The organism is Methanobrevibacter ruminantium M1, from assembly GCF_000024185.1.
GTDB lineage: Archaea > Methanobacteriota > Methanobacteria > Methanobacteriales > Methanobacteriaceae > Methanobrevibacter > Methanobrevibacter ruminantium.
The window spans coordinates 2,353,276-2,368,423 of sequence record NC_013790.1 but is presented as its reverse complement, the minus strand read 5'-3'; the positions used below and the strand labels follow the sequence as shown (position 1 = coordinate 2,368,423).

At 32.8% G+C, this 15,148-nt stretch carries 14 protein-coding genes; 12 read left to right on the top strand and 2 right to left on the bottom strand.

The features are described 5' to 3' along the window. Positions 1-185: 185 nt before the first annotated feature. Positions 186-1,037, bottom strand: coding sequence for a hypothetical protein (locus tag MRU_RS11760; RefSeq protein WP_012956633.1), 852 nt, complete (start codon positions 1,035-1,037; stop codon positions 186-188). A 714-nt stretch (positions 1,038-1,751) separates the two neighbouring features. Here MRU_RS11760 and MRU_RS09180 point away from each other — a divergent pair. The 10 genes from MRU_RS09180 (at position 1,752) to sucC (ending at position 11,792) form a co-directional block, all read left to right on the top strand. Then, complete coding sequence (locus MRU_RS09180) at positions 1,752-2,696, top strand: archaetidylserine synthase (RefSeq protein ID WP_012956632.1); 945 nt, start codon at positions 1,752-1,754, stop codon at positions 2,694-2,696. A 241-nt stretch (positions 2,697-2,937) separates the two neighbouring features. After that, the gene (locus MRU_RS09175; RefSeq protein WP_012956631.1) at positions 2,938-4,869 is read left to right on the top strand and encodes a phosphatidylserine decarboxylase Psd; all 1,932 of its coding nucleotides are present in this window, start codon (positions 2,938-2,940) and stop codon (positions 4,867-4,869) included. 385 nt (positions 4,870-5,254) lie between these two features. Further along, a complete protein-coding gene (locus MRU_RS09170; protein WP_012956630.1) occupies positions 5,255-6,016 on the top strand; it encodes a class E sortase in 762 nt (253 codons plus the stop codon). A gap of 19 nt (positions 6,017-6,035) precedes the next feature. Beyond that, positions 6,036-6,407 carry a dihydroneopterin aldolase family protein gene (locus tag MRU_RS09165; RefSeq protein ID WP_012956629.1) on the top strand — a complete coding sequence of 124 codons (372 nt, stop codon included), beginning with the start codon at positions 6,036-6,038 and terminating at the stop codon, positions 6,405-6,407. A 416-nt stretch (positions 6,408-6,823) separates the two neighbouring features. Further along, positions 6,824-7,030: a 4Fe-4S dicluster domain-containing protein gene (locus MRU_RS09160; RefSeq protein ID WP_012956627.1), complete on the top strand. Its 207-nt coding sequence runs from the start codon at positions 6,824-6,826 to the stop codon at positions 7,028-7,030. After that, a complete protein-coding gene (locus tag MRU_RS09155) occupies positions 7,031-8,161 on the top strand; it encodes a 2-oxoacid:acceptor oxidoreductase subunit alpha (protein ID WP_012956626.1) in 1,131 nt (376 codons plus the stop codon). A gap of 8 nt (positions 8,162-8,169) precedes the next feature. Next, complete coding sequence (locus tag MRU_RS09150; RefSeq protein WP_012956625.1) at positions 8,170-9,033, top strand: 2-oxoacid:ferredoxin oxidoreductase subunit beta; 864 nt, start codon at positions 8,170-8,172, stop codon at positions 9,031-9,033. Beyond that, entirely contained in the window at positions 9,034-9,579 is a 546-nt protein-coding gene (locus MRU_RS09145) for a 2-oxoacid:ferredoxin oxidoreductase subunit gamma (protein ID WP_012956624.1), read from the top strand. Between the two features lie 243 nt (positions 9,580-9,822). Beyond that, entirely contained in the window at positions 9,823-10,404 is a 582-nt protein-coding gene (locus tag MRU_RS09140; RefSeq protein ID WP_012956623.1) for a tetratricopeptide repeat protein, read from the top strand. 263 nt (positions 10,405-10,667) lie between these two features. Beyond that, positions 10,668-11,792: an ADP-forming succinate--CoA ligase subunit beta gene (sucC, locus tag MRU_RS09135; RefSeq protein WP_012956622.1), complete on the top strand. Its 1,125-nt coding sequence runs from the start codon at positions 10,668-10,670 to the stop codon at positions 11,790-11,792. An 87-nt stretch (positions 11,793-11,879) separates the two neighbouring features. Here sucC and twy1 read toward each other — a convergent pair whose 3' ends face one another. Next, positions 11,880-12,794: a 4-demethylwyosine synthase TYW1 gene (twy1, locus tag MRU_RS09130; RefSeq protein WP_012956621.1), complete on the bottom strand. Its 915-nt coding sequence runs from the start codon at positions 12,792-12,794 to the stop codon at positions 11,880-11,882. A 225-nt stretch (positions 12,795-13,019) separates the two neighbouring features. Here twy1 and tpiA point away from each other — a divergent pair, with 225 nt between their 5' ends. Next, positions 13,020-13,694 carry a triose-phosphate isomerase gene (gene tpiA, locus MRU_RS09125; protein ID WP_012956620.1) on the top strand — a complete coding sequence of 225 codons (675 nt, stop codon included), beginning with the start codon at positions 13,020-13,022 and terminating at the stop codon, positions 13,692-13,694. A gap of 108 nt (positions 13,695-13,802) precedes the next feature. Then, a complete protein-coding gene (locus MRU_RS09120; RefSeq protein ID WP_012956619.1) occupies positions 13,803-15,035 on the top strand; it encodes a phosphoglycerate kinase in 1,233 nt (410 codons plus the stop codon). Positions 15,036-15,148: the final 113 nt, after the last annotated feature.

Below are 15,148 nucleotides of genomic sequence, written 5' to 3'. Positions count from 1 at the left end.
TTTACTATTTTTGAAATATTTTTAATATTTTATTCGATATTTTTTTAAATCTTTTATTGGCGAATGTTTAATTTATAATATTTTTAAAAGATGGATTTTGTAGGTGCTTGATGTTTTTAAAAGGTGGTGCTTTTATTGCTTCTTTAAGAAGGAGTATAATTTAAGTTTTAAAATAAGTTTTAGATTTAATCTTTTTTATCTTCTTCTTTTTTATCTTCTTTAGTTTCTCCTTTTTCAATTTCTTTTTTATCTTCTTTACTTTCTTCTTTTTTAGCTTTTTCTTTTTCTTCTTTTTCTTTCTTTTCGGATTCTTTTTTGGCTTTTTCTTTTTCTTCTTTTTCTTTCTTTTCAGCTTCCTCTTTTTTAGCCTTTTCTCTTGCTTTTCTTTCTTTCAGCCTAGCTATTTCCTTATCTTGAATTGTTGATTTTAAATCAATTCCAAATAAGCTGTTTTCTTGGCTGATTCCTTTTACCTTATCAATATCTCCTTCATCCTTAACTGAAATCAATAGAACAGATAGGATGACTTCGCTTGATTCTATGATTGGATTGAAAAAGTTTTTTAAGAACTTTGGAATCTTTGTTGACTTCGGTTCGGATTTGATAAATCCTGTGGTGTGATCTTCTAGCAAGATATCAATCTTAACCTCTTGTCTGCTTGTCTGACCAACAAAACGTTTCATGCTCTCTTCGGGACCTATTACAACCAATAAGTTTGGCTGCCTTTCAAGGGATGTTGTGGTGATTTGCAAAGAGGCTCCCCCTTCTTCATGGGTTTTATTCTTCAATTCCCTTATTTTTAAGGTTTCTCCCTTAAGCATGATGCAATCGAACTTCTTATATGAATGCTTTGAAGTAATTGAAACATTTTCTCCTAAAGGATAATCTGGACTCTGTCCTTGGCGGGTGATTGCATTGTAGGCTATATCATCGACTAATCTGTCATTTCCCGCTATGACACACCATACCTTCTCCTCCCGATCTTCGGTGGAGATTTGAGCAGCTCTTCTAAGAATCTGTATTCTCTCTTCAATCATATAAACACATCTAAAAGGAATTTGCCTATTAAATTTTAAATTATTAAAATCCTTACATTATTATCTTTTATGTTTTAATTTTTATCTTTATTATAATATAAAATTTTGTTTTGTTTGATTGGTGGCGTAATTGTTTTTCTATTTTAATGGCTTCGGAGGATTTTTATTAATTTTTATCTTAGAAATTTTTCTTTTAAGTGGTTTAATATTTAAATAAAATTTTAATTTTTTTTAGTCTAAGTTTTTTAATTTTTCATAAAAAATTGGATTTTTCCACCCTATTTTTTTAAGATTTTTACAAAAAACTTAATATTTCAAGGCTTAAAAATAGAATAAATTAAATAGTAATAAATTACATAAATAATTAAGTAATAAATTTTATATCTATTTTTTAAATAATTGATTAAATTTATTAAGATTTTTTATGAATTTAAAAAGTTTTACACGCTCAGGTCAATTTTGATTTTAAAGTGGTAAATTGTTTTAAGTTCAAGTCAATTTTGATTTTAAAATGCTAAATTGTTACGAACTTAAATCAATTTTGATTTAAGCTAATTAAATTGATGGGATCGTAAAATGGATATAAGCTTATGGTTACTATTTGATGTTAATATTAATATCATATTGTAACTTATATTTAAATTAAGATTATTGTATTAGTTTTTTAGAAAAATTAATAAAGGAGTTTGTTTAAAGTAATATTGGAGTCAAATTATGAGATTAAAAAGTGTTGGAATGGGATATTTTTTAGCAGTATCTGATGCTATTTCAATTTTAAACATAGCATTTGGATTCTTAGCTATTTTAATGGTTATTGATAACAATTTAATATATGCAAGTCTATGTATCCTTCTTGCAGTTGTTTTTGACTCTGTAGATGGATGGGTTTCTAGAAAACTTAATCGTGTGGATCCGTTAGGATTTGGTATGAATATAGATTCTTTAGCAGACATTGTATCCTTTGGTGCAGCTCCTATGGCTATATTATACTCCATAGGTTCAAGCATTTCATCTTGGGCCGGATATCTGATAGCTATTGTATGTATGATTACTTTAGTTTGCGGTCTTTTAAGGCTGACCAGATACAATGTGATAGCTGATAAAATCAATTATAGGGGATTTGTAGGCCTTCCAATTCCGGCAACAGCCATAATATTGGTTACCTATTATTTAAGCGGATTATTTAATATTGCTGTTGCAGCTGTCTTGATGTTGCTTGCTTCATTTTTAATGATAAGCACAATCAGATATCCTAAAGTGGATAACTATTATCTTATTGGTCTTGGAGCGCTAATGATCTTATTGTTGATTTTGCCAATACAAGTATTTATTGGACCTATTAACCTTCCTGCTTTAGTATTGTTTGTTTTAGCATTGGTTTACATGTTCATGACATTCCTAGAGTTCTTTATTGATGATGACATGACATTTGATAGGGATAAGGCCAGTGATAAGGTAAGCAATGTTAGGGAGATTACCGAAAGCAAGGTCAGCAGTTCTGTTACTAATGTAAAGGACGTCTTTAAGAACATGAAAGATACCATCAATCAAATCTCCAATGAGGATTTGGATGTTGGTCTTAAAGAAGATGCTGAAGAGGAAAAGGAAAAAGAAGAAAAAGAAGTTAAAGAAGCAGAAATAGTGGAAGAAGTAGAATAATCTTCTTCTTTTCAAATAGTATATTTGCTATTTAATTATTTCACTTTATTTTAGCAAATTTTTAACTTTTAAGTTTAATTAACTTTATTTTATGATATTTGCTTATTAGCCAATATTTAACTTTATTTTTTAAAATATCTTTCTTTATTCTCTTTTTTATTTTATCTATTTTTTACTATTCCACATTTTGTTTTTGCCCTTTTTTCTACTGTTTTTATCTCATTTCAGAGGGTTTGGTGATATGTCTAATCGATTTAATTCCTTTAAGAAAGGAATTTCTAAGGTTAAAAATATATCTCCAAAAATTAAAGGAAATTCAAATCGAAAGAAGAATAATTCTAAGAATAAAAGGTCTAAATCAACTATTGAATATATAGTTCCTGAAAATTCTCCATTACGTAAGAATTCGACTGATTTAGACTCTGATTCTGGATTTTTCAATTCTGATTATTTGGATGATTTGCCTGAGGGTGTGTCTTATACTCGTCCAGTTGGTGATTTGTCTGAAGGGGTGACTTATACTCATCCTGCGGATGACTCATATGATTTGGATGGAGTCGATAAAAGATATGCAAAATATATTTTTGGAGATGATTTAAGTGATAGAAACTTTAAGGATCCCAGAGATTCGAGCTATATGGAGGATTTAGATAATAATGATGGTTTAAATAATGAATTTGGAAGAAATAGGAATTTTCATAAAAGTAGGAATTATGCAGATAAACGCTTTAACAATGATTTAGATAATAATGGTGAAAATTATAAAAATGATTCTTATTTGGATGAAAGTTATTCTGATTTTTCTTTTAAAAAGGATTTGGATAATGGCTATTTGAATGGTGATGCTTATTTAAGTAATTCTGATTTTTCTGATTTTGATAAAGATTATTTAGATGATTCTAATTTTAAGAGCAGTCACTCAAAGAAAGCTTCCCTTAAATCCAATGGTATTAAAAGCAAATTGCTTAATTTTAAAGATGGCCTTTTGAATAAGGATGACAATTCCAAGAGCCGCTTTGGAAAAATTGTTTTTATCTTGATATTTTTGGTTTTGGCATCATCTATGTTTTATTTCTTTGTATACCAACCATTTCAAGATGAATTAAATTTGGAAAAGAATGCAAAGCTGAATGAATTAAATACTCTTTATAAAGGTCCATTGGAAGCTCATGAGAATGCATATATTTTAAAAAATCAAATAGAATCTGAAAATGATATAAATGAACTAAAGAAGATTGATATTTTAATGTATGCGACGAAGGATTGGAGAACTTATCATAAATCCAAAATAGTCTCTTCCAAGGATAATTTTGGAAGGGTCATGCTGGCTTATGGGGATGAAAACAAAAACCTTATTATGTCTGTCAAGGATGCAAATGAGTTTGTTGGGGATAATGACGGAAGAGTCCTATCAAACATTCAATTTGAAAAGGTAGACACTATAATCGTTCCTGTTTCCATTTCACGGCTTCAGGCAAGTGCAGGGCTTATTTCGGTAGGTTCAATCGTTGATATCTATTCCCTAAAGGACAATTATTCCTATGGTGGTGACGAGGATTCCAATTTTGAGTCTTCATCAGCCCTTAACGAATCTTCAGAAGGGCTTGTAGAAAACCAGTCTGAGGATAACGAGGATTTGGGTGGTGGCGAAGATATTTCTAAAATGCCTGTCGATTCAAATCCCGAAGAAGATTCTGGTTTTTCACAAAATGGAGAACCGGATGTAAGCGGAGCTACTGTATTGGCCATTTTGCGCTCTAAAGATAGCGGTGTAATAGACAGTTCAATAAGCAAGTCCAATACTTTAGTTGAGGGAAACCTTACGGATCCTTATGAAAATACCAGTTCATATACAAATGATGTTGAAGAGCTTCTTAAAGCCTCTGTATTTAATTCTTATGATGATAATAAGGCTTTAGAGTATTATTTGAATAGTTATGGCATAAAGTTATCTAATTATGAGAGGATGTCAAATCTGGCTGATTTGGATAGTGAATATTTGGTTCTTTTAGAAGTTCCACGTTCCGATGTCAGTTTTGTCATAAACAATATGGATAATCTTATTCTGACTATTCCAACAGAATTTGCTCCGAATTGGGTAATTGGTGAATTGAATGAGACTTATTATGATAATATTTACAATTATGATTTAAATTCATCCTCTTTTATATGAGGATATGTAATTATCCTATTTTATATGATGATGTGTAATTATCCTTTTATATGAGGATGTTTAATTATTCTTTGATATGATGGTGTTTATATTATCCTCATTTAATAGTTTGTTTTTAAATTTGATTGTTTATTATTGCTCTTATTTAATTTTTACCATTCTAAATCATTTTTTTTTATTTTTAACATTTTATTTTTCTTTTTTTATTTAAAAAACTTTTCTATATTTTTACTCTTTTTCAAAAACAACTTCTTAATTTGAATTTTAACAATTCTTTAAATCTATTTTTTTAATTTTCGAATAAATCTTTAAATTTATTAAATATAAAAATAAATTTAAATTAGATAATACTAATAAATTAAAATTATTTGTTCGGTGATTTTATATGGATTTGAAAAATATAAAAATTGCTACAATCATTACAATTATTGCATTTATAATCATTGGCCTATATGCCTTGACTGAAGTAAACTACTTCTCTTACAAGAATGTTGTGGAACATGATGATATTAATGCGTCTGTAGTAATTATTCCATCCATTGGGGTTTTTGAGAAGATAAACAATGTTTCCATCTCTCAAGGGGTTTATATTGATCAGATGTCTAATCTTCCAACCAAGGGAGATGTGGTTCTATTTGGACATAGGACATTGCAGGGATCTCCTTTCTTGAGATTGGACAGTTTGAAGAAGGGAGATATTGTAACTCTCGAATGGCCTGAGATAGGTGAGATAAACTATACAGTCAAATCTTCTAAGATAGTTCCAGCCAGCTATGGTCTGTATTTAAATGAAAGCCATATGGAAGGGGATATTCACAATCAGGAAATTTATCTAATCACTTGCCATCCTCTTGGTTCTTCAGCTGAAAGGCTTATTGTTGTTGGAGAATTGAATTCTACAAGTCTAATCAATGAAACTGCTTTGGAGGAAAATCCACATGCATCATGGGCATGGTATATAACTTTAGGATTCTTTGCTTTAGGATTGATTGTTTCATTTTTATCTCCTGAAGAGGAAAGGAAGATTATTTTAGCAGTTGTGATTATAATAACTATTATTTTAGTTTATTTCTGCTTATTCCCAATTTCTTCTCAGATTTGGGCAGATCAATTAGGATGGCTGAATAGTATGATGGGTGTTAATTAAACTTTATTCGAGGTATTTTATGGGTGCAAAAGAAAAATATTTCTCTAATATTTCAAATAGGGAAAGAGCTATATTTGAAGGAGCCATAAGCATGGGGGCCTTATTCCATCAATTTGTAGGAACTCCCTTCAATAGAAAGACGGCTGAAAGCCTAGAAAAGGCTATGGAAGAATCTTTTACTTTACAGCCTTGCATTGATAAGGTAGAGGTCTCTATAGACTTGGATAGATTGGATAAGGCTATGACAGAGTTTGAATACACTTCTCTAAGTGGAGACATGTTGGATGTTAAGATCTATTCAAAAGTGGATGATGTCTTGGCTGTAATTAGAATAGAGTTTATTGAAGAGCTTAATTATCCTTTAATGTATGTGGAAGATATTATTGAATAATTAAGTTCATTTAATCTTTTTATATTTTATTTTCTTATTTTTAATCTATTTTTTCTCTTGACTTAGGCTATTAATTAATTTTTAAAAACTCTTTTTTTAATGTACAATTTTGTACGCTCTATTATTATATATTAAAAAATTATTTAAATAAATAAAACCATAAATATTAATGTTAATTCATATCTATCTATATTTTACTTACTGATATGTTTTAAGGTATTTTAATTATTATTTATGTATTGCGTTAAGTCTAAAAAGATAATAATTAAATTATTTATCTTCAAATCTTTTAAAACTTGGTGATTTTTTTTCTGTTTTAAATTATTTTTATTTAAATCATTCAAATCCATGATTTTCTATTTTAGATAAGTGATTTATTTATTATCTTAATTCTTAAATTTAGTAGAGTTGATTTTATGATTATTATAGATTCAAAGCTTTGTAAAGGATGCGATATTTGCATAGCAACCTGTCCTAAGAAGGTCTATTCTAAATCTGACAAGGTAAACACCAAAAACGTTTATCTTCCTTTCCCTGAACATGAGGAAGGATGCACCAAATGCGGATTATGCGAATTGTCATGTCCTGATCAAGCTATTTATGTTGAAAAAGAGGTGGAATAAATGGCTGAAGAACGTTTTGTACAAGGAAACGAAGCTTGTGCATTAGGTGCAATTGCAGCTAATTGCAGATTCTTTGCAGGTTATCCAATTACTCCATCTACTGAAATTGCTGAACAAATGTCTATCTTGCTTCCAAAATATGGAGGCGCCTTTGTTCAAATGGAAGATGAAATTGCATCAGTTGGTGCCATCATAGGTGCTAGCTGGAGTGGCCTTAAGGCTATGACAGCTACCTCTGGTCCTGGAATTTCATTGATGCAGGAAAACATAGGCTACGGCTTCATTACAGAAACCCCTATCGTTATAATTAACGTTCAAAGAGGTTCCCCATCTACCGGACAGCCTACAATGTCTGCTCAAGCGGACATGATGCAAGTTCGCTGGGGTTCCCATGGGGATTATGAGCCAATCGCTCTTGCTCCTTCATCTGTACAGGAATTCTTTGACTTTACAATCAAGGCTTTCAACTTAGCTGAAGAGTACAGGGTTCCTGTAACAGTTCTTGCAGATGAGGTTGTAGGCCATATGAGAGAAAAGCTCATCATTCCAGATGAGATTGAAATTGTTAAAAGGACAAGACCTGAAAAGCCAGATGGCCAATACTTGCCTTTTGATGCTCCAATGGACGGAACCACTCCTATGCCTGCATTCGGTGACGGATTCAACATACATGTCACAGGCCTTACCCACGATGAGAGAGGATATCCAGACACCAATGATCCTGAATCCCATACCAAATTGGTTGAAAGGCTATGCAATAAGGTCATTATGAACAGAAAGGACATATGTTCCGTTAAGAAAGAGCAATGTGATGATGCTGATATTGTGATTGTATCCTGCGGCTCTCCATATCGTTCCGTTGGCGCTGCAATGAAAAAAGCAAGGGAAGAAGGAATTAAGGTAGGATCTCTTAAGATAGATACTCCATGGCCTTTCCCAGAGGAAGAAATTGCAGAGATTGCCAAGACTGCAAGCGACATCATCGTTCCGGAAATGAATTTGGGACAGATGGTTCATGAGGTTGAAAGAGCTGCTAAAGGAGAGGCTAATGTTCATTTAATCGGCAAGATTGGAGGAATCCTCCATAAGCCTGAAGAGATATTGGCTAAAATTAAGGAGATTAGCGGATAGGTGGTAAAATGGTAGAAGTAAAAGAAAGCCCATATAAGAAGTATCTAAGGGAAGATAGATTGCCACACATATTTTGTCCAGGCTGTGGAAACGGTACAGTGATGAGCGCCTTTTTAAAAGGCCTTGAAGGAACTGACATTGACTTTGAAAATATTGCAATGGTTTCCGGTATCGGATGCTCTTCAAGGATTCCAGGTTATGTCAAGTGCGATTCATTGCACACCACCCACGGAAGGGCATTAAGCTTTGCAACTGGTTTAAAGGTTGGAAATCCTGATTTGGATGTTGTAGTCTTTTCCGGAGACGGGGATTGCGCTTCCATTGGAGGAAACCACTTGATTCATGCTGCAAGAAGAAACATCAATCTTACAGTTATCTGCATTAACAATAATATTTATGGTATGACTGGAGGTCAGATAAGTCCTACTTCCCCTAAAGGAAGCTTTGGAACCACTGCACCTTACGGCTCAAGGGATATGCCTTTTAACTTGGCCGAGCTGGTTTCAGCTGCTGGCGCAAGCTATGTTGCAAGATGGACCACAACCCATCCGTTACAGCTTTCAAAGGCAATTCAAAAGGGTCTGGAGAACAATGGATTCTCATTCATTGAAGTGGTATCCCAATGTCCGACCTATTTCGGCCGTAAGAACAAGCTTAAAACTCCATTGTCCATGTTCCAATACATTAAGGAAAACAGCGTAAACAAAAGAAGAGCAGAAAAGATGGAAGAAGATGAATTGGAAGGAAAGATCATTGTAGGCGAGTTTGCAAACAAGCCTCATGATGAATTGACCGATAGCATTAAAAAATTGATTGAAGAGAATTCCAATATGCCACTGGCTATCAAATCTGCATTTGAGGAGTTGGATTAAATGAGAACTGAAGTTCGTATAGCTGGTTTTGGAGGTCAAGGAGTTATCATGGCAGGAATCATTATCGGAAAGGCGGCATCCCTTTATGATAATATTAATGCTGTACAGACCCAGTCCTATGGTCCTGAAGCTCGTGGAGGCGCTTCAAGAACTGAAATCGTTGTAAGCGATGAAGAGATTGACTATCCTAAAGTGACAAGTCCAGATATTCTTGTAGCTATGTCCCATGAAGCCCTAATCAAATATATGGGTGACTTGAAGGACGAAGGTGTTCTAATCATTGACCCTGACATGATCGTTGAAGAGGAAATTGTTGATTTTGTAAAAGAGCACAAGATCAAGCTCTACAGAGCCCCAGCTACTAAGACAGCAACAGAAGATGTTGGCCTTAGGATTGTGGCAAATATTGTGATGATAGGTGCTATTGTAAAGGTCACTAATGTGGTTTCTGTTGATGCTGCTAAAAAAGCTATTTTGGATAGTGTGCCAAAAGGCACAGAGGATAAAAATATTCAAGCATTCGAAGCAGGGTATGCTTTAATTTAAATATTTTTATCTTATTTTTTATTTTTTTCAAGATTTTATCTTTTTTTTAATTATTTGAATTATTATTTTTAAGAAATTCATGTTTATTTGGTTTTGTCTTTATTTATAGTCTTTTAAATTCTTGTTTGTGGGGTTTTGTTTTTATAAAACTTTAAATGTTTATAATTTTCTAATCAGGTTCTTATTAGATAAGTAATTAAAATTTAAACAATTTGAATATTGTGGGTTTTAAGAGTGAAGATTATGTTTGGAAAGTTTAAAGTAAAAAAATATTTTTCTGAATTAAATAAAGCATATTATTCTAATGATTTTAAAAAAGCCATTAAGTATGCAGATATTATTTTAGAAATGGATAAAAATAATTTAGAAGTATTAAAATACAAATACAACTCTTTAGCTAATATGGGAGACTATGAAAATGCTTTAGTGTGTATAGATGAAATAATTACTTTGGAAAAATCTTGTATGGCTTTATTAAACAAAGGAACAACATTATGTTATATGAATCGCATTGAAGAAGGTTTTAAGCTTCTTGATTATGTTATTGATAATTGTGAAGAATATGAGGCAGCATTCATAAATAAATGCAATTTCTTTTTTATGCTTGAAGAATTTGATGAGGCTCTATCTTTATCAGATAAAATATTAAATATGCATCCTGATTGTTCAAATGCTTATGACACTAAATCATTTATTTATTATAAAAGAGAAGAATATGATTCATCTTTAATTTACGCAAATAAAGCATTAGAAAAAAATCCAAATAATAATATTGCATTAGAGAGGAAGGAAAGACTTTTATCTATATTAAATTCAAAGGATTAATTTTTAAATTGGTAAGTTAGGCCTTTAAATGTTTTTTTATTAAAGACAGTATTTCTATAATTAATTTTTTTCCAAATTTCTTGAAATCTTTATAAATAATTTTAATAATAATGAAGCACAAATAATTATGTGATTAAAAAATAATTTAGTTCTATATTTATAGGGCAATTTATTCATTAATTTTTATTTTTTTATATATTCATAAGTATTTTTAAAATTCAATTACTATAAAATTTTCATGCTTATTATTTAGAGTGAGAAAAATGAAGTTTTTTGAACATAGCGCAAAAAAAGTATTTGAAAGTGAAGGTATTAAAATTTTAGAGGGGCATGTGGTATACTCCCCTGAAGAGGCAATGGAAGTGGCTACCGAATTCGGCAGGCCTATCGTATTGAAATCCCAAGTCTTGGTCGGTGGAAGAGGCAAGGCTGGAGGTATTAAGTTTGCTGATAACCCTGGTGAAGCTCTTGAAATTGCTAATGAATTATTGAAACTTGAAATAAAAGGGGAAAAGGTTAAACACTTGCTCATTGAAGAGAAGGCAAATATCAAAAAGGAATTCTTCTTAAGCGTTTCCAATGACAGAGCCAACAGAAGGCCTATCATCATGGCAAGTGCTGAAGGTGGAGTTGAAATTGAAGAATTGGCAAAGACATCACCTGAAAAGATCATCAGATATAATGTAAATCCTTTAAAGGAGTTCTTGCCTTATGAGGCACGTGAAATAGCCCGAAAGATGGGTGTAGGCTCTGAATTGATTTCTCCTCTTGGAAGCATCATTTGGAAGCTTTATAATGTTTATGATAAATATGATGCAGAAGTGGCTGAAATCAACCCTCTCATTTTAACTGACGACGGCTTGATTGCTGCAGATGCAAAGCTTGAAATAGAGAATGACGCTCTTTTCCGTCATCAGGATTTAGTAAAGCAAAACAGATTCAAGCAAAAGGACTTTGCTTTTGTAAAGCTTGATGGAGACATTGCTGTTATCGGAAACGGTGCAGGGCTCACTTTAACCGGTATGGATATGGTTACCTTATTCGGAGGAAAGCCAGCAACTTTCTTGGATATCGGTGGTGGAGCATCTGAAGAGACTATCAATAAGGCTTTAAGTTTGGTTTTAAACTATCCTCCTGTAAAAGTAGTGTTCTTAAATGTTTTAGGAGGTATTACTAGAGCAGATGATGTTGCAAGAGGCGTAATTGCAGCATTGGAAGCTAATAAGTGGGATGTAAATATTGTAATCAGACTTACTGGTACTAATGAAGAGGAAGGTCAAAGACTCTTTGATGAGGCAGGCATTCCTTATGAGATCTCATTGGAAGAAGCTGCTAAAAAGGCAGTTGAAATGTGCAATGAGATAAAAGCAAAAGAAGCTGGCAAATAGCTTCTTTATTTTTCTTTTTTTAAGCCTTTAAATGCTATTTTTTTATTAATTTTCTATTCTTACTATTTTTACATTATTAAAGACAATTTATTCCAATAAAACAACTCTGCTGGCTTCAGAATATTTGGTTAATTCCCTACCTGTCTTATCAGCTATCTCTTTAGCAAAATCATTGACCTCATGGAATCTAGGCATATTGTCCATACTTAATCGTTTTCTGGAAGACCCTACAAACATATAAGCCTTTACTTCAACATAGGTAGGGTCTGCCTTATTGATGAGTTCGGCATATTCATCGGTATTGAACATGTTTTTGCCCTTGACTGAGGTGATTCTAATTGCTGTATTGTTCTTAAAGCTAGGCATCAGTTCTAGTGTTTTGTTTAGTTTGCCCCAACCATCATCTATTTGAGGGTTGCAAAGCTCATTATAGACTTTCTCATTAGGTGCGTCCAATGAAACATATAGCTGTGTAGGTTCGTTTTCAAGGCTTCCCAACTTTTCCCAGTACATTCCATTGCTTACAAGGAAAGTGGTAAAGTCCTGTCTGTGGAACTCTCCTATAAGTTCGTCTATTTCAGGGTATAGCGTAGGCTCTCCTGCAAGTGAGATTGCTGCATTTGTAGGCCTTTTGCTTTCTTCAAGCTTTTTCCTATCTGCTTTCTTGTTTCCTCCAAAACCACATAAGAGATTGTTCTGTGCCTTAATTGCACCTTCTATGATTGTTTTAGGATCATCATATTCTCCTTCCCATTCTGTACGGGTTTGGGATAGGTCTCTCCAACAGAAGGAACATTTTTGGTGGCAGAATGGTACGGCAGGAGACATTTGAAGGCATCTATGTGATTTTACTCCATAGAATTGTTCCTTATAGCACACTCCTTCATTTTTTATGCTTTTTCTAGTCCAATGACAGGTTTTAGCCGCAGCATGCCCGTGCTCACCGACGAATCTGTATCCACTGTATTCTAGTTTTGCTTGTTCTTCTTTAGTAAATGTCATGATAATCCTTTTAAAGTTTTGTTAGAAAAATAATTTAAAATAATTAAAATAATTTAATATTTTTATTTCTTTAAATTTAGATTTTTAAAATTTAAAATAATTTAAATATAATTAAGAATATATATTTTATTAATATAGTAATAATTTTTATAATTATTCTATTTATTATTTATCATAAAAAAAGAATTATCTACTGATATTTTATAATTTTAAGGAGGATTTGATTTGAGTCTTAAGACACCTGTTGTTATATTAAATTTTAAAACTTATTTGGAATCCAGCGGTCAAAAGGCATTGGATTTGGCAAATGCTTTAGAAAGCGCTGGAGAAGAATCTGGAATTACTATGGTTGCTGTACCACAGGCCATTGATATCTATAGGATTAAAGAGGAAACAAGCATTCCTGTTTTAGCTCAACATATTGATGCAGTTTCCCCTGGAGGCCATACTGGAAGCAACTTATTCGAAAGCTTTGTGGCAAATGGTGTTGACGGAACCTTATTGAATCACTCTGAATGCAGAATGACTCTTGCAGATATTGCAGAGGTCGTTCAAAAAACAAAGGGAGCTGATTTAATCTCATGTGTTTGCACAAACAATATTGAAACAAGTATGGCAGCTGCAACTCTTGCTCCAGATTTTGTTGCTGTAGAGCCACCTGAACTTATTGGAACTGGAATACCTGTTTCTAAGGCAGACCCTGAAGTTGTAGAAGGAAGCGTATCTAAAGTAAAGGCTATTAATAAGGATGTTCAGGTCTTATGCGGTGCTGGAATCTCCACTGGTGAGGATATGGCTGCAGCTATTGATTTAGGTGCTGAAGGTGTGCTATTGGCTTCTGGAATTATAAAAGCGGAAAATCCTAAAGATGCCTTATTGGATTTGGTAAGTAAGATTTAGGTTTTTACGCTATTTTATGCTTAAAATATTATAAAGTTGAACAATTTTTTTGCACGGATTATAAGTGCTAATGATTTAATTGTGTTAAAATTATTATAGAGTGAAACTATGGCTAAGTTCAATACTATTGATGATTTTGATGTAAATGGAAAGACTGTCCTAATGAGAATTGACATTAATTCTCCTGTAGACCCTAATTCTGGGATTATTTTAGATGACACTCGTATGAAGATCCATGCTGAGACCATTAAGGAATTATCCTTGAAAGGGGCTAAAACAGTTCTATTGGCTCATCAAAGTCGTCCAGGTAAAAATGACTTTACTACATTCAAGCAACATGCTGAAGTTTTATCCAAAGCGGTGGGAATGGATGTAAAATATGTGGATTCTATCTTCTCATCCACTGCAAAAGAAGCTATCTTGGCTTTGGAGCCTGGACAGATATTGCTTTTGGAAAATGTAAGATTCTATTCTGAAGAGCAATTGAAGCGTTCTCCAGAGGAGGAAGCCACATCTGTTCTTGTCAAGTCCTTAAGTCCTTTGATTGATTATTTCATAAACGATGCATTTGCAGCGGCCCATAGGTCTCAAACCTCTTTGGTTGGGTTTACAACTGTAGTTCCTTCTGCGGCAGGCAGAGTCATGGAGAAGGAGCTAACTGTAATTGGAAATGCTTTAGAGAATGTGCAGCACCCTTGTGTCTTTGCATTGGGGGGAATGAAAGCTGACGATTCCATTATGGTTACAGAGAATGTATTGGAAAACGGCACTGCAGATTATGTTCTTGTTTCAGGGCTTGTTGCAAACATATTTATTTGGGCAGCAGGCTATGACATCAAATCCACTAATGAAAACTTCATTGAGGCTAGAGGATACTTGGATATGGTTGATAAGTGCAGGGATCTTATTAAAAGGTTCCCAGGCAAGATCATTTATCCTCAAGACGTTGCAGTTAGCGTTTTAGGAGATAGGGCTGATGTAACCATTGAAAACATTCCAGACGCTTCTATTTTTGATATTGGCAGACAATCATTGATTGAATATTCTAAGATTATTAGAGAAGCTAAAACAATATTTGCAAATGGTCCTGCTGGTGTATTTGAAGATCCTAAGTTTGCAATCGGTACAGAGGATATTATTAATGCAATAGCATCTTCCGAAGGATTTTCAATAATTGGTGGAGGACATATTGCAGCAGCTTGTGTTAATTTAGGCTATGGCGATAAGATGGATCATATTAGTAGTGGTGGAGGTGCTTCTATTAATATGTTAGCAGGTAAGCCGTTAGCTGCTGTTCAAGCTTTAGAAGCTTCTGCAGAGTTATTTAATAATAAAGAATAATTCTGCTTATTTTTTCTTTTTTTAATTAGTTTTTACTTATTTTTTACTTATTATTTATTAATATTTTATTTATTACTTACTTATTCTTTACTTATTTTCTAGTTGTTTCTTAG